This is a genomic window from Actinosynnema sp. NPDC004786 (assembly GCF_053601135.1).
The window spans coordinates 36,413-56,722 of sequence record NZ_JBSGBG010000034.1 but is presented as its reverse complement, the minus strand read 5'-3'; the positions used below and the strand labels follow the sequence as shown (position 1 = coordinate 56,722).

At 77.3% G+C, this 20,310-nt stretch carries 5 protein-coding genes and 1 pseudogene; all 6 read left to right on the top strand.

The window, feature by feature from the left end; all coding sequences use genetic code 11:
- The first annotated feature begins 300 nt into the window (after window positions 1–300).
- The 6 genes and pseudogenes from ccrA to ACWEFJ_RS26635 all read left to right on the top strand — a co-directional run bounded on the left by ccrA (window position 301) and on the right by ACWEFJ_RS26635 (window position 20,310).
- On the top strand, window positions 301–1,641 hold the full coding sequence (ccrA, locus tag ACWEFJ_RS26660) for a crotonyl-CoA carboxylase/reductase (RefSeq protein ID WP_449715405.1): 1,341 nt from the start codon (window positions 301–303) through the stop codon (window positions 1,639–1,641).
- On the top strand, window positions 1,638–9,227 hold the full coding sequence (locus tag ACWEFJ_RS26655) for a type I polyketide synthase (RefSeq protein WP_449715404.1): 7,590 nt from the start codon (window positions 1,638–1,640) through the stop codon (window positions 9,225–9,227). The genes ccrA and ACWEFJ_RS26655 overlap by 4 nt, the downstream gene beginning before the upstream one ends.
- A gap of 96 nt (window positions 9,228–9,323) precedes the next feature.
- A pseudogene (locus ACWEFJ_RS26650) lies at window positions 9,324–13,511 on the top strand (type I polyketide synthase); the annotation flags it as partial.
- A gap of 16 nt (window positions 13,512–13,527) precedes the next feature.
- Window positions 13,528–17,226, top strand: coding sequence for a type I polyketide synthase (locus ACWEFJ_RS26645; protein ID WP_449715403.1), 3,699 nt, complete (start codon window positions 13,528–13,530; stop codon window positions 17,224–17,226).
- A complete protein-coding gene (locus tag ACWEFJ_RS26640) occupies window positions 17,223–18,671 on the top strand; it encodes an FAD-dependent monooxygenase (protein ID WP_378084386.1) in 1,449 nt (482 codons plus the stop codon). Before ACWEFJ_RS26645 ends, ACWEFJ_RS26640 begins: the two co-directional genes overlap by 4 nt.
- On the top strand, window positions 18,661–20,310 hold the full coding sequence (locus ACWEFJ_RS26635; RefSeq protein WP_449715402.1) for an acyl-CoA dehydrogenase family protein: 1,650 nt from the start codon (window positions 18,661–18,663) through the stop codon (window positions 20,308–20,310). Before ACWEFJ_RS26640 ends, ACWEFJ_RS26635 begins: the two co-directional genes overlap by 11 nt.

Here is a 20,310-nt window from a genome sequence, read left to right as displayed (position 1 = left end):
CGGACCGGTGGCGTGAACCAGAGGCCCCGCCGGCCGGGGCCGGTCCGGAGTGGCAGCGCCGCCGGGGACGCACGAGTGCCCGGTCACCGAGGACGGATCGCGGCCGGCCGTCGTGCGCGGAACGCGGGACCACCGCCGCGGAGGCACGACGTGCGGGCGGCCACCCCGACCGACCCCCTAGTCCCGGTCGCGGGCGACCCCTGGGCACCCCGCCCGGACAGGGGATGCAGGGGCTCTCCCGGCCGTGCGGGACGCCGGTTAGCTCGGGGCGGACCGCACGAGGCTGACGAAGGGGCGACCATGAGTTCTCTCTCCGAAGCGGTGCTCGCCGACGCCGCGCCCGACGAGATCGAGCGCCTCCCCCTGCCCGCGGAGTACCTCGCCGCGCACCTCCGGGTCGAGGACGTCGACATGTTCCGCGGGGTCGAGGACAAGGACGTGCGCAAGTCGCTGCGCGTCGGCCCGGTTTCGATGCCCGAACTCGCGCCGGACGAGGTCGTGGTCGCCGTGATGGCCAGCGCCGTCAACTACAACACCGTGTGGTCGGCGATGTTCGAGCCCATCCCCACGTTCCGGTTCCTGCGCCAGTACGCCCGGCAGGGCGGGTGGGCCGCGCGGCACGACCTGCCCCACCACGTCGTCGGCTCGGACGGCGCGGGCGTCGTCGTCCGGGTCGGGGCGGGTGTGCGGCGGTGGCGGGTCGGCGACCGCGTGGTCATCAGCCCGGTGCACGTGGACGACCAGGAGGCCGCCACCCACGGCGACGGGATGCTCGGCGACGAGCAGCGGGCGTGGGGGTTCGAGACGAACTTCGGCGGCCTCGCCGAGTACACCGTGGTGCGCGCCAGCCAGCTGGTCCCCAAGCCCGCGCACCTGACGTGGGAGGAGGCCGCGAGCAACCCGCTGTGCGCGGGCACCGCCTACCGGATGCTGGTGAGCGACCGGGGCGCGCGCATGAAGCAGGGCGACGTCGTGCTGGTGTGGGGCGCGGCGGGCGGGCTCGGCGGGTACGCCGTGCAGTTCGTCCGCAACGGCGGCGGCATCCCGGTCGGGATCGTCGGCTCCGCGCACAAGGCCGAGGCGGCCCGCGCGCTCGGCTGCGAGATCGTGCTCGACCGGTCGGAGTTCGGGCTCACCGACGACGTCGCGGACGACCCCGCGCGGGTCATCGAGGTGGGCAAGCGGCTCGGCCGGGTCATCCGCGAGCGGACCGGCCGGGACGCGGACATCGTGTTCGAGCACGTCGGCCGGGCCACGTTCGGCGTCTCGCTGTTCGTCGTGCGGCGCGGCGGCGTGGTGGTCACCTGCGGCTCCAGCACCGGCTACCACCACGAGTACGACAACCGGTACCTGTGGATGAAGCTCAAGCGGATCATCGGCAGCCACGCGGCCAACCTCCAGGAGCAGTGGGAGGCCAACCGGCTCATCGGCCTCGGGCACGTCGCGCCGACCCTGTCCGCCGTGCACCGGCTGTCCGACGTCGCCGAGGCCACCCGCGCGGTGCAGGCCAACCGGCACATCGGGAAGGTGGGCGTGCTGTGCCTCGCGCCCGAACCCGGCCTGGGCGTGACCGACCCCGGGCTGCGCGCCCGGATCGGCGAGGACCGGGTCAGCCCGCTGCGCGGCTTCGGGGAGCGGTGAGCGCCGCCGCACCGGGCGCGGTCGCCGTCGTCGGGATCGCCTGCCGGCTGCCCGGCGCGCCCGACCCGGCCGCCTACTGGCGCCTGCTGCGCGACGGGATGGACGCCGTCGGCGCGCCGCCCGCCGGCCGCGACCTGCCCGCGACGCTGCGCGCCGGCTTCCTGCCCGACGTCGACCGGTTCGACGCCGCGTTCTTCGGCATCCCGCCGCGCGAGGCGGCGGCCGTGGACCCGCAGCAGCGCCTCGCGCTGGAACTGGCGTGGGAGGCGTTGGAGGACGCGGGGATCGTGCCGGCGTCCGCCGCCGACGCGGGCGTCTACCTGGGTGCGATCTGGGACGACTACGCCCGCCTCGGCGTGGGCATCACCCGGCACACCGCGACCGGCGGCAGCCGGGGCATGATCGCCAACCGGGTGTCCTACCTGCTCGGCCTGGGCGGCCCGTCGCTGGTGGTGGACTCGGGCCAGTCGTCGTCGCTGGTCGCGGTGCACCTGGCGGCGGAGGCGGTGCGCCGCGGCGAGGTGCCGCTCGCGCTGGCCGGCGGCGTGAACCTGGCCCTGCACCCGGACACCTTCGAGGTGAACCGGCGGCTCGGCGTGCTCTCGCCGGACGGCCGCAGCCACACCTTCGACGCCCGCGCCAACGGCTACGTGCGCGGGGAGGGCGGCGGTGTCGTCGTCCTCAAGCCGCTCGCCGACGCGGAGCGCGACGGCGACCGCGTGCACGCCGTCCTGCTGGGCAGCGCGGTGAACAACGACGGCGGCGGGACGACGCTCACCGCGCCGTCGCGCGCGAGCCAGGAACGGGTGCTGCGCGAGGCGTACGCGCGGGCCGGCGTGGACCCGGCTTCGGTGGCGTTCGTGGAGCTGCACGGCACCGGCACGCCGGTCGGCGACCCGGTGGAGGCGGCGGCGCTGGGCGCGGTGTTCGGCTCCCGGGAGGAGCCGCTGCCGGTGGGGTCGGTCAAGACCAACATCGGGCACCTGGAGGGCGCGGCGGGTGTCGCGGGGCTGGTCAAGGCGGTGCTGGCGCTGCGCCACCGGCTGCTGCCCGCCTCCCTGAACTTCACCGCGGCGAACCCGGGCATCCCGCTGGACGAGCTGCGGCTGGTCGTGAACACGTCGCCGCGCGGGCTGCCGCCGAGGGCGACGGCGGGGGTCAGCTCGTTCGGCATGGGCGGCACGAACGCGCACGTCGTCCTGACCGGCTGGGACGGTGCCGCGGAGGAAGCGGCCACCGCCGGGTCGGATGCGGCTCGGGCGGCCACCGCCGGGTGGGGCGCTGCTCGGGCGGGCACCGCCGGATCGGGTGCCGGTGCGGGCGTCGCCGAGGGGAGCGCCGGCCGGCCCGGGCCGGTGGCCGTGCCGTTGTCGGCGCGGTCGCGTGAGGCGTTGGCCGCGCAGGCGGCGCGCCTCGCCGAGCTGACCGACCCGATCGCGGACGTGGCGTACTCGTCGGCCACCACGCGCACCGCGTTCGAGTACCGGGCCGTGGCCTGGGTCGAGCGCCTGGCGGAGCTGCGCGACTTCGACGTCACCGGTTGGCGGCCGGTCGTGGACGAAGGACTGGCGGTCCTGTTCACCGGTCAGGGCAGCCAGCGGGTCGGCATGGGGCGCGCGTTGCACGCGGGGTTCCCGGTGTTCGCCGAGGCGTTCGACGCGGTGTGCGCGGAGCTGGACGGTCACCTCGGGCGGTCGTTGAAGGCCGCGGTCTTCGACGGTGACGAGGAACTGCTGGCGCGCACGGACCTCACCCAGGCGTCGCTGTTCGCGGTCGAGGTGGCCCTGTACCGGCTCGTGGAGAGCTTCGGCGTCACCCCGGACCACGTGCTGGGCCACTCGGTCGGCGAGCTGGTCGCGGCGCACGTCGCGGGCGTGCTGGACCTGCCCGACGCCGCCGCGCTGGTCGCCGCCCGCGGCCGGCTGATGCGGGGCCTGCCCGCCGGCGCGATGGTGTCGGTGCACGCCCGCGAGGCCGACGTGCGGGCGGCGCTGGTGGCCGGCGTCTCGATCGCCGCGGTGAACGGCCCGACGTCCACGGTGATCTCCGGGGAGGCGGGGGCGGTGCGGGAGGTGGCCGCGAAGTTCGAGCGCACGCGGCGGCTCGACGTGCGCCACGCCTTCCACTCCGCGCTGGTCGAGCCGGTGCTGGACGAGTTCCGCGAGGTCGCGCGCGGCCTGACCCACCACGCGCCGCGCCTGTCGGTCGTGTCCAACCTGACCGGCCGGCCCGTCGAGCGCATCGACGCCGACCACTGGGCGCGGCACGCCCGCGAGGCCGTGCGGTTCCACGACAGCGTGCGGTGGCTGGAGGGGGCGGGCGTCCGCACGTTCCTGGAGCTGGGGCCCGCCGCCACGCTCGCCGTGCTGGGCCGTGCCTGCGCCGCCGAGCCGACCTCGGCGTTCATCGCCACCGGCGACGACGTCCGCCCCGCCCTGGCCGGGCTGCACGCCCGGGGCGTCGCGGTCGACTTCGGGTGGACCGGGCGGCGCGTGCCGCTGCCCACCTACCCGTTCCAGCGGCGACGCCACTGGCACGGCGAGGTCGCGGCCGAGCCCTCGCCCGCGCCGCCCGCCGACGTGGACGCCCTCGTCCGCGCGGAGGTCGCCGCCGTGCTGGGCGCGGACCCGGGGTCGGTGGAGCGCGACCGCACGTTCCGGTCGCTGGGCTTCGACTCCGTGATGGGGGTGGAACTGGGCGACCGGCTCGCCCGCGCCACCGGCCTGCGGGTGCCCGCCACCCTGGTGTTCGACCACCCGACGCCGGACGCGGTGGCCCGGTGGGCGCGCGCCGAACGGGGCGACACCCATCCCCGACGCGTCACCGACGATCCCGCCGAAGCCGAGGCCCGCCCCCGAGCCGCCGCCGACGGCTCCGGCAGCGACCCCGCCCATGCCCGCCCTCGACCCACTGCCGACCACCCCGCCGACGAACCCACCGACGACCCGATCGCCATCGTCGGCATGAGCGTGCGGCTGCCCGGCGGCATCTCCTCGCCCGAGGACTTCTGGGCGCTGCTCGAATCCGGCGGCGACGCCGTCGGCCCGTTCCCCACCGACCGCGGCTGGGACCTCGACGCGCTGGCCGCCCCCGACGGGCCCGGCACCTCGACCACCCGGCACGGCGGCTTCCTGACCGACGTCGCCGGGTTCGACGCCGCCTTCTTCGACATCTCCCCGCGCGAGGCCGTGGCCATGGACCCCCGGCAGCGGCTGTTCCTGGAGACCTCGTGGGAGGTGTTCGAACGCGCCGGGATCGACCCGCGGACGTTGCGCGGCAGCGACACCGGCGTCTTCGTGGGCGTCATGGACGACGACTACGACGGGGGCGACGAGGGCTTCCGGATGACCGGCGGCGCGGCGAGCGTCGTGTCCGGTCGCGTCGCCCACGCGCTCGGCCTGGAGGGCCCGGCCCTCAGCGTGGACACCGCCTGCTCGTCGTCGCTGGTGGCCCTGCACCTGGCGGTGCGGTCGCTGCGCGCGGGCGAGTGCTCGCTCGCGGTCGCGGGCGGGGTGGCGGTGCTGGCGTCGCCGGCCACGTTCGTGGAGTTCTCCCGGCAGGGCGGGCTGTCCGCCGACGGCCGCTGCAAGTCCTTCGCCGAGGCCGCCGACGGCACCGGGTGGGCCGAGGGCGTGGGCGTGGTCCTGGTGGAACGGTTGTCCGACGCCCGCCGCAACGGCCGCGCGGTGCTGGCCGTCGTCCGCGGCACGGCGGTCAACTCCGACGGCGCGTCCAACGGCCTCACCGCGCCCAACGGGCCCGCGCAGCAACGGGTCATCCGCGCCGCCCTGGCCGACGCCGGCCTGCGACCGTCCGAAGTGGACGCGGTGGAGGCGCACGGCACCGGCACCCGGCTGGGCGACCCGATCGAGGCCCAGGCCCTGCTCGCCACCTACGGCCGGGACCGCGCGGAACCGCTGTGGCTCGGGTCGGTCAAGTCGAACATCGGCCACACGCAGGCCGCCGCCGGCGTGGTGGGCGTGATCAAGTCGGTGCTGTCCCTGCGCCACGGCCTGCTGCCGAAGACCCTGCACGTGGACGCGCCGTCGTCCAAGGTGGACTGGACCGCCGGCGACGTGGCGCTGCTGACCGAACCGCGCCCCTGGCCCGCCGTGACCCGGCCCCGCCGCGCCGCCGTGTCGTCGTTCGGCATCAGCGGCACCAACGCGCACGCCATCCTCGAAGAGGTCCCCGAGCCCCCGCCGGCCGAGGACGACGCGGACCTGCCGCTGGTCCTGTCCGCCCGCACGCCGCGGGCCCTCGCCGCCCAGGTGGAGCGCGTCGAGCGGTTCGTGCTGACCCACCGGCCGCGCCGGGTCGACGTGGCCGCCACGCTGGCCCGCCGCACGCCGATGGCGCACCGCGCGGTCCCGGGCGAGCGGCCCGCGCCCCCCGGCGGGGTCGCGTTCCTGTTCACCGGCCAGGGCAGCCAGCGCCGGGACATGGGCCGCGAGCTGCACGCCCGGTTCCCGGTCTTCGCCGAGGCGTTCGACGCGGCGGTCCGCGCGGTGGACGCCGGGCTCGACCGCCCGCTGCTGTCGGCCGGGTCGTTCGACGACACCGCGCTCGCGCAGCCCGCCCTGTTCGCGTTCGAGGTCGCGCTGTGCCGGCTGCTGGAGTCGTGGGGCATCACGCCCGACCACGTGGCCGGGCACTCGCTGGGCGAGCTGGCCGCCGCGCACGTCGCGGGGGTGCTGTCGCTGGCCGACGCCGCCACCCTCGTGGCCGCGCGCGGCCGGCTCATGGGCGCGCTGCCGGCGGGCGGCGCGATGGTGTCGATCCCGGCGGCGGAGGCGGACGTGGCGGCCGCGCTGCCGGCGGGCGTCGCGATCGCCGCCGTCAACGGACCGGCGGCCACGGTGATCTCCGGCGACGAACGGGCCGTGCTGCGGGTGGCCGGGGCGTTCCCCGGCGCGCGTCGGCTGCGGGTGAGCCACGCGTTCCACTCGCCGCTGATGGACCCGGTGCTCGCCGACTTCCGCCGCGTCGCCGAACGGCTGGCGTTCCACGAGCCCGCGGTGCCGATCCTGCCGCCCGGCGCCCGGGACGCCGACTACTGGGTGCGGCACGTCGGCGCGCCCGTCCGGTTCGCCGACGCGGTCACCGGGCTGCGGGACGCGGGCGTGACGACGTTCCTGGAGATCGGCCCGGACGCGGTGCTCACCGCGCTCGGCCGCGACTGCCTGCCCGGCGAGGCGGTCGAGTTCGTGCCGGTGGTCCGCCGGGGCCGGTCGGAGGTGACGACCGCGACCACGGCCGCGGCCCGGCTGTGGGCGGGCGGCCACGACGTGGACTGGGCCGCCGTGCACGCGCCGTTCGCGCCGCGCCCGGTCGGCCTGCCCACCTATCCGTTCGAGCACCGCCGCCACTGGGCCGCGGACCGGCGGCCGCTGTTCGGCCCGTCCGTCCCGCTGGCCACCGGCGGCCTGGTGCGCACCGCGGCGCTGTCCACGCGGCAACGCCCCTGGCTGGCCGACCACGCGATCCGCGGCACGGTCGTCCTCCCGGCCGCCGCCGTGGTGGACCTCGCGCTCGGGGCCGCCGCCGAGGTCGGCGTCGCGGGCGTGGCCGAGCTGACCCTCGAAACGCCGCTCGCGCTGCCGGCCGACGGCGCGGTGGAGGTGCAGCTCGCCGTGGACGGCCCGGACCCCGACGGCACGCGGCCGTTCCGGGTGCACTTCCGCGCCGGCGACGGACCGTGGACGCGGCACGCCTCCGGCGTCCTCGGCGACGTGCCCGACACCGCTGCGCCGCCGGCCTGGCCCGACGACGCCGAGCCGGTGGACCTCGACGGCTTCTACGACCGGCTCGCCGACCAGGGCTTCGACTACGGCCCCGCGTTCCGGGGCCTGCGCGCGGCGCGCCGCGCCGGGGCCGAGGTGTTCGCCGAGGTCGAGCTGCCCGACGGGTTGGCCGGACCGGGCCTGCACCCGGTCGTGCTGGACTCGGTCCTGCACGTCGTCGGCCTCGCGCTGCCCGCCGAAACGACGCGCCTGCCGTTCGCGTGGAGCGGCGTGCGGCTGCACCGGTCGGGTGTCGCCGCCGTGCGGGCCCGCGTCACGCCGCTCGGCGACGACGCCGTGTCGCTCGTGCTGGCCGACGTCCACGGCGAGCCCGTGGCGTCCGTCCGGTCCCTCGTGGTGCGGGCACTGCCCGACCGGCTGCCCCCGGCCGCCGGCGTCCTGCTCGACGTGGCGTGGTCGCCCGCCCCGGCCCCGGGCCGCGTCACGCCGGTGGCCGTCCACCGCGTCCCCGCGACGGGAGGCCCCGTGCCGGACGCCGTGCGCGCGGCCGTGGCGGACGCGCTGGCGGCCGTGCGGCGGCGCCTCGCGTCCGACGACACGTCACCGCTGGTCCTGGTCACCCGCGCCGGCCCGGCGCACGCCGCCGCGCAGGGCCTGGTGCGGTCGGCGCAGACCGAGCACCCCGGCCGGTTCGTGCTGCTGGAGACCGACCGGGACGTCACCGACGACGAGGTGGCCGGGTTCGTCGCGACCGGGGAGCCGCGCCTGGCCCTGCGCGACGGCGCGCTGCTGGCCCCGCACCTGGCCCCGATCACGCCGCGCCCGCGCCGCCGCGCCTGGGACCCCGGGGGAACCGTCCTGGTCACCGGCGCGTCCGGCGGGCTGGGCGCGCTCGTGACCCGGCGCTTGGCGGAGCGCGGCCTGCGGGTGCTGCCGGTCTCCCGGCGGGAGTGCGACGTGACCGACCCGGACGCGGTGCGCGCCCTGCTGGCCGGCATCCCCGCCGAGCACCCGCTCACCGCGGTGGTGCACCTGGCCGGAACCCTGGACGACGCCCCGGTCGACGCGCTGACGCCCGAGCGCCTGGACACCGCGCTGCGGCCGAAGGTGGACGGCGCGTGGACGCTGCACGAGCTGACCGCCGACCTGGACCTGGCCGGGTTCGTGCTGTTCTCCTCGGCCTCCGGCGTGCTCGGCGCGGCCGGTCAGGCCAACTACGCGGCGGCCAACTCCTTCCTCGACGCGCTCGCCCGGCAGCGCGCCGCCGACGGCCTCGCGGCGACCTCCATCGCCTGGGCGCCGTGGGCGGGCGTGGGCATGGCGGCCGGCCTGGCCGACGCCGACACCGCCCGGCTGACGCGGCTCGGCATGGCGCCGCTGCCCGCGGCGGACGGCCTCGCGCTGTTCGACGCCGTGCTGGAGCTGGACAACGCCACCGTCGTGCCGCTGCGGTCCGCGCCGCGGCGGGCGCGTCGGCGACCCGACGGGGACGGCGTCACGCTGGCCGAGCGCGCCGCCGCGATGTCGGACGCCGAACTGGCCGGGGCCGCGCTCGACCTGGTGCGCCGCGAGGTCGCGCGGGTGCTCGACCACCCCGGCGTGGACGTGCGGCGCGGGTTCCGGGAACTGGGCCTGGACTCGCTCATGTCGGTGGAGCTGCGCGACCGGCTCGGCCGGGCGGCGGGCGTGCGGCTGACGCCCACGGTCGTCTTCGACCACCCGACGCCGCAACGCCTCGCCGAGCACCTGCGGGCCGCGCTGCGCCCGGACGAGGAGCCCGACGTGGACGACCTCGACGTGGACGAGCTGATCGCGCTGGCGCGGGCCGGCCTCGGCGACTGAGCACTGGGGGAGCGGATGGCCAAGTACGAGGACGTCGTCGCCGCGCTGCGCGACTCGGTCAAGGAGGTCGCCCGGCTCAAGCGGCTCGTCGGGCCGTCCGACGAGCCGATCGCCGTCGTCGGCATGGCCTGCCGCCTGCCCGGCGGCGTCGCCTCGCCCGAGGACCTGTGGCGGCTGGTCGAGGCGGGCGGCGACGGCACCGGCGCGTTCCCGGCCGACCGCGGCTGGGACCTCGCCGCGCTGCGCCACCCGGACCCCGACCACGCCGGCACGACCACCGTCGACCGGGGCGGGTTCCTGCCCGACGCGGCCGAGTTCGACGCGGCGTTCTTCGGCGTCTCGCCCCGCGAGGCGCTGGCGATGGACCCCCAGCAGCGGCTGTTCCTGGAGAGCTGCTGGGAGGTCGTGGAACGCGCCAGGATCGACCCGCGCTCGCTGCGCGGCAGCCGGACCGGCGTGTTCGCGGGCCTGATGTACCACGACTACGGGCACGGGGCCGCGCTGCCCGAGGGCGTCGAGGGCCTGCGGCTCACCGGCGGCGCGGGCAGCGTGCTGTCCGGCCGGGTGTCGTTCGCCCTCGGCCTGGAGGGACCGTCGCTGACCGTCGACACGGCGTGCTCCTCGTCGCTGGTCGCCCTGCACCTCGCGGCGCGGTCGCTGCGGGCGGGGGAGTGCTCGATGGCGATCGCGGGCGGCGTGACCGTGATGGCGACGCCGACCACGTTCGTCGAGTTCGCCCGGCAGCGCGGGCTGGCCGCCGACGGCCGGTGCAAGTCGTTCGCGGCGGCGGCCGACGGCACGGGGTGGGCCGAGGGCGTGGCCGTGCTGCTGGTGGAGCGGCTGTCGGACGCCGAACGGCTCGGCCACGACGTGCTGGCCGTGCTGCGCGGCAGCGCGGTGAACTCCGACGGCGCGTCCAACGGCCTCACCGCGCCCAACGGCCCGGCCCAGGAGCGGGTGATCCGCGACGCCCTGAAGGACGCCGGGCTGACCCCCGCCGACGTCGACCTGGTGGAGGGGCACGGCACCGGCACCCGCCTGGGCGACCCGATCGAGGCGTCCGCGCTGCTGGCCACCTACGGCCGCGACCGGGCGGAGCCGCTGTGGCTGGGCTCGCTCAAGTCCAACATCGGCCACACCCAGGCCGCGGCGGGCGTGGCGGGCGTCATCAAGGTCGTGCAGGCGATGCGGCACGGCGTCATGCCGCGCACGCTGCACGTGGACGCGCCGTCGCCCTACGTCGACTGGGACTCCGGGGCCGTGGAGCTGCTGACGTCGGCCCGGCCGTGGCCCGGCGACCGGCCGCGGCGCGGCGCGGTGTCGTCGTTCGGCATCTCCGGCACCAACGCGCACGTCGTGCTGGAGGAGCACCGGCCCGCCGACCGGCCGGCGACGCCCCAGCCGACCGGCGTGCTGCCGTTCCCGCTGTCCGCCGCGACCCCGCGGGCGCTGCGGGCCCAGGCACGTCGGCTGCACGACTTCCTCGCTTCGGCCTCACCCGACCCGAACCCGGCCGACCTCTCCCACTCCCTGGCCACGACGCGTGCCGCGCTCGACCGGCGTGCCGTGCTGTTCGCGGCGTCGGTCGAGGAGCTGCGCGCGGGTCTCGCGGCGTTCCCGTCCGGCGCGGTCGTCGGGGACGTCGCGGGTGGCCTGGCGTTCCTGTTCACCGGCCAGGGCAGCCAGCGGCCGGGCATGGGCGCACAGCTGCACGCGGCGTTCCCGGTGTTCGCCGAGGCGTTCGACGCGGTGTGCGCGGAGCTGGACCGGCACCTGGACCGGCCGCTCGCCGACGTGGTGCGCGACGGCGACCGGCTCGACGACACGCGCTACACCCAGGCGGCCCTGTTCGCCGTCGAGGTCGCCCTGTTCCGGCTGGTCGTGAGCTTCGGCGTGCGGCCGGACCACGTGGCGGGCCACTCGATCGGCGAACTCGTCGCCGCGCACGTCGCCGGGGTGCTGTCCCTGGCGGACGCGGCCACGCTCGTCGCCGCGCGCGGCCGGCTCCTGGGGGCGCTGCCCGCGGGCGGCGCGATGCTGTCGGTGCTGGCCTCCGAGGAGCGGATCGCGGACCTGCTGTCGGACCGGCTCGCGCTGGCCGCGGTGAACACGCCGGAGTCGGTGGTGCTGTCCGGCGACGCCGGCGCGGTGGCCGAGGCCGAGGCGGAGCTGGCGGCGCGCGGCGTCCGGACCCGGCGGCTGCGGGTGAGCCACGCGTTCCACTCCCACCTGGTGGAGCCGGCGCTGGCCGAGTTCCGGCGCGTCGCGGAAGGACTGGAGTTCCACCCGCCCGAGATCCCGCTGACGTCGGCGGTCACCTCGCCGGAGCACTGGGTGCGGCACGTCCGCGACACCGTGCGGTTCGCCGACGACGTGCGGTGGCTGCGCGACCGGGGCGTGACGACGTTCCTGGAGCTCGGGCCGGACGCCACGCTGACCGCGTTCGGGCGGGAGATGTCGGACGACGTGTTCGTGCCCGCGCTGCGCCGGGACCGGCCCGAGGTCGAGACGCTGCTCGCCGCGCTGGCCGAGGTGCACGTGCGGGGCGCGGACGTCGCGTGGTCGGCGCTGACGCCGGGCGCGCGGCGGATCCCCCTGCCGACCTACCCGTTCCAGCGGGAGCGGTTCTGGCTCGGCGCGCGGTCCTGGCGTCACGCGGTCGAGTGGCGACCGCTGCCGGTCGCGCCCCGGCCCGCGCGGTACCGGTGGCTGGTCCTGTCGCCGCCGGGGACCGGGCCGGTGGCGGGCGTGCGGACCGTCGAGGTGGACGACTTCGACGGGCTCGCGGACCGGTTGCGCGCGGAAGAGCCGTTCGACCGGGTGCTGTGGCCGGTGGGGCGGGACCAGCCGGCCGCCGCCGCGCTCGCGGTCATCCGCGCCGCCGCCGCGCTCGACTTCCGGGTGTGGGCGGTCACGCGCCGGGCGGTCGCCGTGGACGACCACGACCCCGCGCCGGACCCGGAGCAGGCGCAGGTGTGGGCACTGGGCCGCACGGCCGCCCTGGAACTGCCCCGCCGGTGGGGCGGCCTGATCGACCTCTCCGACGGGAACCTCAACACCGACTCCGCCACGCCCTCCGCCACCCCCTCCGACACCGCCGACGCCTTCGCCCGTGCCGCCGACCTCGCCGGGCTGCCCGCGCTGCTGGAGGCGGTCGGCGAGGAGGACCAGCTCGCCGTCCGCGGTCAGGTCCTGGTCCGCCGCCTGGTGCGCGCCCGGTCCCGACCGGGGCGGGGGTGGCGGCCGCGCGGCACGGTGCTGGTGACCGGCGCGGACTCGCCCATCGCCGGACCCGTCGCACGGCTGCTGGTCGAAGCCGGCGCGGACCGGGTGGTGTGGGAGGCGGCGGACGGGCCCGTCACCGCCGTCGTCCACATCGCCCCGGTCGGCGGCGCGACCCCGTTGGCCGACACGTCGGCGGCCGACCTGGAGGTGCCCGCGCCCACCGGACTCGACGCGGTCGTCGTCCTCACCTCGATCGCCGGCACGGTCGGCAGCGCCGGGCAGGCGGCGTCGAGCGCGGTCAGCGCCCACCTGGACGCGCTCGCCGAAGGCGTCCGGCGGTCGGGTGGCGTGGGCATCTCGGTCGCGCTGGGCCCGTGGGCCACCGGTGACGCCGACCACCTGGCACGGCTCGGGCTCGTCCCCATGGACCCGGACGCCGCGGCGGCGGAGCTGGCGGCGGTGTTCGAGCGCGGCGACTCGGGCCTGGTGCTCGCGGACGTCGACTGGGCCCGGTTCGCGCCCGTGTTCACCTCCGCCCGGCCCAGCCGGCTGCTGTCGGAGCTGCACGAGCCGCCGCGCCCGACCGCCGGCCCGGTGGCCGGGTTCACCGGACCCGACCGGGAACGGCGCGTGCTCGCGGTGGTGCTGGCCGAGGTCGCGGCCGTGCTGGGGCACGCCTCGGCCGAGGCGGTGGACCCGCACAGGGCGTTGCGCGACCTCGGGTTCGACTCGCTCGCCGCGGTGTCGCTGCGCAACCGGCTCGCCGCCGCGACCGGGGTGGCGCTGCCCGCGACGCTCGTCTTCGACCACCCGACCGCGTCGGCCGTGGCCGGGTTCGTCGTCCGGCGGCTCGCTCCCCGGGAGCCGGCGGTGTCCGTGGACGAGCAGCTGGACCACCTGCGCGCCGCGCTGGCGGTCGCGCCCGACCGCGCCGCCCTCGCCCACCGGCTGCGCGAGTTCCTGGCCGAGCTGGTCGCCGAGCCCGCCGCCCGCCCGGCCGTCGGCGACGACACCAGCGACGAGGACCTGTTCGCCCTGCTCGACCAGGAACTCGGCTGAGCCCGGGAGGAGTGCCATGTCCGACGAGCGGAAGCTCCGCGACTACCTCAAGCGCGCGACCGTCGAACTCCAGGAGGCCCGCAGGCAGCTGCGCGAGGAACGGGACCGGCGGCACGAGCCGATCGCCGTCGTCGGCATGGCGTGCCGGTTCCCCGGCGGCGTCACGTCGCCGGAGGACCTGTGGCGGCTGGTGGAGGACGACGTGGACGCCGTGTCGGGGTTCCCGACCGACCGCGGCTGGGACCTGGAGCGGCTCTACCACCCCGACCCCGACGAGCGGGGCCGCTCCTACGTCCGCGAGGGCGGTTTCCTGCACGACGCCGCCGCGTTCGACGCGGAGTTCTTCGGCATCTCGCCGCGCGAGGCGCTGGTCGTGGACCCGCAGCACCGGCTGCTGCTGGAGGTCGTCTGGGAGGCGCTGGAACGCGCGGGCATCGACCCGGTCGCGTTGCGCGGCAGCCGGACCGGCGTGTACGCGGGCGCGGTCACCAACGACTACGCGACCCTGCTGGCGAACTCGACCGACGACGTGGAGCCCTACCGGATCACCGGCGCGGCGCAGAGCGTGCTGTCCGGGCGGGTCGCCTACGCGCTGGGCTTCGAGGGCCCGGCGATCACCGTCGACACCGCGTGCTCGACCTCGCTGGTGGCGCTGCACCTGGCCGCGCAGGCGCTGCGGCGCGACGAGTGCTCGCTCGCGGTCGTGGGCGCGGCCACCGTGATGGCCACGCCGATCTCGTTCGTGGACACCAGCAGGCAGCGGGGTTTCGCGCCGGACGGGCGGATCAAGGCGTTCGCGGACGCGGCCGACGGCACCGCCTTCGCCGAGGGCGTCGGCGCGCTGGTCGTGGAACGGCTGTCCGAGGCGCGCCGCCACGGCCACCCGGTGCTCGCCGTGCTGCGCGGCAGCGCCGTCAACCAGGACGGCGCGTCGAACGGCCTCACCGCGCCCAACGGCCCGGCGCAGGTCCGGGTGATCGAGCAGGCGCTGGCCGACGCCCGCCTCACCGCGAGCGACGTGGACGTCGTGGAGGCGCACGGCACCGGCACCACCCTGGGCGACCCGATCGAGGCCCAAGCCCTGCTGGCCACCTACGGCCGGCGGTCCGGCGAACCGCTGCTGCTGGGCTCGGTCAAGTCCAACATCGGGCACACCCTGGCCGCCGCAGGCCTCGCCGGGGTGATGAAGGTGGTCCACGCGATGCGGCACGGCCGGCTGCCGCGCACCCTGCACGTCGACCGGCCCACCACGCAGGTCGACTGGGACGCCGGCGCGGTCCGGCTGCTCACCGAGCCCCGCGCGTGGCCGCGGACGGGGCGGGTGCGGCGGGCCGGGGTGTCGGCGTTCGGGATGAGCGGCACCAATGCCCACGTGATCCTGGAGCACGTCCCCGACGACGACGCGGACTCGTCCGGCGCACCGGACGAGCGGCCCGACGCGGCCGTCCCGCTGCTGCTGTCGGCCCGCTCGGCCGCCGCGCTCGCCGCGCAGGCGGGCCGGCTGCGCGACCACGTGGCCGCGAGCGGGCAGCCGTTGCGCGACCTCGGTTTCTCGTCGGCGACCACCCGCGCCGCCCTGGAGCACCGGGCGGTCGTCCTCGGCGCGGACCGCGCCGGGCAGGTGGCCGCGCTGGACGCGCTGTCGCGGGGCGAGCCGTCCGACGACGTCGTCACGGGCAGCGTCACCGACCCCCGCCGGACCGCGTTCGTCTTCCCCGGCCACGGCTCGCAGTGGCCCGGCATGGCGCTGGACCTGCTGGACGCCGACGACGCCTACGCGTCCCGGCTGCGCGAGGTGGCGGCGGCGGTGGAGGCGCACGTCGACTGGACCGTCGAGGGCGTGCTGCGGGGCGCGGAGGGCGCGCCGACGATCGACCGGGTCGAGGTCGTGCAGCCGGTGCTGTTCGCGGTGATGGTGGCGCTGGCCGCGCTGTGGGAGTCGCGCGGCGTCCGGCCCGACGCCGTGGTCGGCCAGTCGCAGGGCGAGGTCGCGGCGGCGTGCGCGTCGGGCGCGCTGTCGGTGGAGGACGCCGCGCGGCTGATCGTCGTGCGCTCCCGGGTGTTCGCGGAGGAGCTGCTCGGCCTGGGCGGGGTCGCCTCCGTGGCCGCGCCCCTGGCCGAGGTGGAGCCCCTGCTGGACGGGCGGGTGTCGGTCGCGGGCCTCAACGGGCCGCGCGCGGTGACCGTGGCGGGCGACGTGGACGCGCTGACGGAGCTGGTCGCCGCGCTGGCCGCGCGCGGTGTGCGGGCCAGGGTGATGAGCGCCCTGGTCGCCTCCCACAGCCCGCAGGTGGACCGGGTGCGCGACCGCCTGATCGGGCTGCTGTCGTTCGTCCGGCCGCGCACGGGCCGCGTGCCGCTGTACTCGACGGTCACCGGGGGACCGCTCGCCGGCGCGGAGCTGGACGCCCGGTACTGGTTCGAGAACTGCCGGCGGCCGGTGCTGTTCGAGCCGGTCGTGCGGGCGCTGCTCGCCGACGGCTTCGGCACGTTCGTCGAGACCAGCCCGCACCCGCTGCTCACCGCGGGCGTCGCGGAGGCCGCCGAGGGGGCCGGCGTGGACGCGGTGGTCGTCGGCACGCTGCGCCGCGACCGGGGCGACCTGCGCCGCTTCCACGCGTCGCTGGGCGCGGCCCACGTGCGCGGCGTGCCGGTCGACTGGTCGGCGGACCACCGCGGCGGGCGGCGCGTCGACCTGCCCACCTACGCGTTCCGGCGCCGCCGCTACTGGGCCGCGTCCGCCGGCGCGAACCCGGTCGTGGCCAGGCCCGCCCCGCCGGTCGAACCCGAGGTCGTGGTCACGGACCCGGTCGAGCGGGTGCGCCGCGAAGTCGCCCGCGTGCTCGGGCAGCCGGACCCCGACGCGGTCGTGATGTCCCGGCCGCTGCTGGAGCTGGGCCTGGACTCGGTCGGGGCCGTGGAGCTGCGCGACCGGCTCGCCGCCGCCACCGGCGTCCGGCTCACCGTGCGGGAGCTGCGCGACCTCGGCACCCCGGACGCGCTGGTGGCCCACCTGCGGCGCGACGCCGCGCCCGCCGCGCCGGCCGGCCCGCTCACCCTGGCCACCGGTCCGCGCGGGCCGAAGCTGATCTGCGTGCCGACCGTGCTGGCCGACTCGGGACCGCACCAGTACGTGCCGTTCGCCAAGCGGTTCCAGGGCCGGCGCGACGTCGTGGCGCTCCCGCTGCCGGGCTTCGCCGACGGGGAACCGCCGCCCTCCGGCCTCGACGACGTCGCCGAGCACGTCGCCGAGGTCGCCGCACGGGCGGCGAACGGCGCGCCGTTCGCGCTGGTCGGCTACTCCTCCGGGGGTCTCGTCGCGCACCGCGCCGCCCGACTGCTGGCGGACGACGGCCTGACCGCGCTGGTCCTGCTCGACACCTACCCGTGGGACGCGCTCGACGCGCTGCGGCCCGCGCTGCTGGCCGGCGTCGCCGGCCGCCTCGCCGACGTGACCGACGCCCGGCGCGCGGCGATGGACGCCTACCTGCGGCTGCTGGACGAGTGGCGGCCGGCCGGGATCGCGGCGCCGACGCTGCTGGCGCGCGCCGACCGCCCGATGGACGACTGGCCGGACGTGCCGGACTGGCGAGCGCACTGGCCGGGGGCCGCCGTCGTGGACGTCCCGGCCACCCACTGGAGCCTGGTCGACGCGCACGTCGACGCCGCCGCGCACGCGGTCGACACCTGGTTGGACGAACTGGAGCAGCCGTGAAGTCGAGGACAACGGTCGTCATCATCGGCGCCGGCCCGGTCGGGATGACCGCCGCCGTGGGCCTGCTCAGGCTCGGCGTGCAGGTGCGCGTCCTGGAGCAGTCCACCGAGCGGCAGACGGGGTCGCGCGCGGTGCAGCTGTGGCCGCCCGCGCTGGAGATCTTCGGGCGCCTCGGCATCCGCGACGAGGCCGTGCGGCTCGGCGTCACGGTGCGCGCGAACGTCTACGAGCTGGCGGGCGGGCGGACGCTGCGCGTGGCGCTCGGCGCGGAGAACGAGCCCCTGCTGCTGCCGCAGGAGCAGACCACCCGGCTGCTGGAGGAGGCGCTGGAACGGCTGGGCGGCAAGGTGGAGCGCGGCGTCCGGTTCACCGACCTCGTGCCGGGCACCGACTCGGTCACCGTGGAGGTCACCGGGCCGTCGGGCGTCGAGCTGGTGGAGGCGGACTGGGTGATCGGCGCGGACGGCGTGCGCAGCGCGGTGCGGGAGCGGCTGGGCGTGGAGTTCCCCGGCCGGGCCGTGCCGACCACGCTCATCCTCGCCGAGGGCCGGTTCGCGGGCGACTTCGGGGAGGGCGCGGTCCACTACTTCCTCGGCCGCGGCGGCTCGCTGGTGTTCGGGCCGCTGCCCGGCGGCCGGGTGCGGGTGTCCGCGCCGATCCCGCCGGACCTGCCGGTCTCCGCGGCCGGCGTGCAACGCCTGCTCGACGAGCGCGGCCCCGGCGGCATCGAGGTGCTGGAGCTGGACCACCTCACCACGTTCGCCAGCGCGGAGCGGATCGCGGCCCGGCTGCGGCACGGCCGGGCGTTCCTCGTCGGCGACGCCGCCCACACCCACTCGCCGCTGGGCGGCCAGGGCCTCAACCTCGGCCTCCAGGACGCGGACAACCTGACGTGGCGGCTCGCGGGCGTGATCCGGGGCCGGTTCCGCCCGGCCGTGCTCGACGGCTACGCGGTGGAACGGCGGCAGGCGGCCGAGCAGGTCGTCGCCATGACCGGCCGGATGCTCAAGGTGTTCATGCTCGGGCCGGTGGGCTCCCGGGTCCGCAACGCGCTGTGGGGGGCGCTGGAGCGGACGGGCGCGCTGCGCCGGCGGTTCGTGCCGCTGCTCGCCGGGCGCAACGTCCGCTACACCGACGAGTTGCTGCGCGTGCCGTCCCCGGCGGCGGAGGTCGGCCGCGCGCCGCACTGGGTGCCCGCGTGGGACGGCGACGGGCGGCTGCGGCTGCTCACCACCGGTCCCGCGACGTCGGCGCTGGTGGCCGACGCGTCGGCGTTGGCCGACCGCAACCCCCGCCTGGTCGAGCACGACCACCTCGACGGCCGGCCGCCCGGCTTCCTGGTGCTGCGGCCCGACGGGTTCGTGGCGGCGTCGGGCACGCGGCCCGCGCAGCTCGTCGCGGTCGAGGCGGGGCTCCGGGCGCTGGGGGGCGACGATGTCCGCTGACTCGCCGGGGACCGACTCGCTGGAGACCGGTCTGCTGACGGGCAGGCTCGACGTCGGGCTGCTCGCCGACTTCCCGGTGCGCGACGCCGCCGAGCGGGCCGCGGGCGACGCGTGGGTGGCCAAGGCCGAGGCGTTCATGGCCGCGCACGTGCCCGACCCGGACGAGCTGGACCGCACCCGCGCGCTGCCCGACGGGCTGCTCGACGCCCTGCGCCGGGACGGGTTCCTCACCGTCTCGTTCGGCCCGGAGCTGGGCGGCGCGGGGCTCTCGCCGTACGACGTGGTCCGGGTGATCGCGGCGATGGCGCGGACGTCCGTGCCGGTCGGGCAGGTGGTCGCGGTGCAGGCGGGCGCGGGCGCCGGCGCGCTGTACCCGGCGCTGCCCGAGGGGCCGTTGCGGGACTGGGTGCGCGACCGGGTCGCCGGCGGCGCGCTGTCCGGGTTCGGCGACACCGACCACGCCGGGCAGAACAACCGGCTGCCGAAGATGACCGCCACGCGGTCCGGCGACCACTACGTCCTGCACGGCGACAAGCTCTACACCGCCAACGGTCCCGTGGCGGACCTGCTGGCCGTGTCCGCGACGGTGGACGGCGGCATCGGCGTGTGCTTCGTGGACACCGCGTCGCCCGGCTTCTCCGTCGAGTCCACCGTGGACTTCATCGGCAGCGGCGGCCTGCCCAGCGGCGCCCTGCGGTTCGACGGCGTGCGGGTGCCGGCGGACCGCGTGCTGTCCGGTTCGGAGGGTCAGCTGCGGCTGCCCGCGGCGATCAACGCCATCGCGTTCCGGGGCCGGGTCTACTTCGCCGGCGCGTCCGCGCTGGCGGTGGCGCGCAACTGCCTGGAGTGGTCGCGGCGGTTCGTGTCCCGGCGGGTGGTCGACGGCCGGCCGCTCGGCGGGTACGACCGCGTGCAGCGGATGGTGGCGCGGGCGATGGGCGACGTCTACGCCATGGACGCGATCACCCGCTGGAGCCTGATCCCGGGCCGGTGGCTGGAGACGTTCCTGACCCGCAACGTGCTCACCGGCACGGCGTGGGCGCTGGCCGACCGGACCGTGGCGCTCCTGGGCGGCGAGGGGCTGGAGACCGCCGCGAGCAAGCGGCGCCGCGGCGCGCCCGTGCTGCCCGCCGAACGGGCGCTGCGCGACGCGCGCGGGTTCCGGATGGCGGGCAACGTCGACTTCCGGCTCGACCACCAGATCGCCCAGCTCCTGCTCGGCCGCTACTACACCGACGAGCGCCCGGTCGTGGACCCGGCGGCCGCCGACCTCACCGGGCTGGACCTCGGCCCGCGCAACCGGGCGCACCTGGCCGCGGTCGCCGAGCAGACCAGGCGCTTCGCGTCCGTCTACGACGAGGTCACCCGGGAGCGCCCCGCCGAGGAGCTGTTCGCCGACCAGGAGTTCCTCATCACCTCCGGGCGGATCGCGGGCGAGCTGGTCGCCGCGTCCGCCGTGCTCGCCCGCGCCCACGGCGACGCGCGGGCGCAGCACCTCGCCGACGTGCACCTCACCGCCGCGCGGGCCCGGCTGGCCGGCCTGTGGCGCGACCTGTCGCCCGACGGCGCGCCCGCCTACGGCGAGCTGAGCCGGGCCTGGCTGGCGGGCGACGGCTACGAGTTCCTGACCACGACCTGA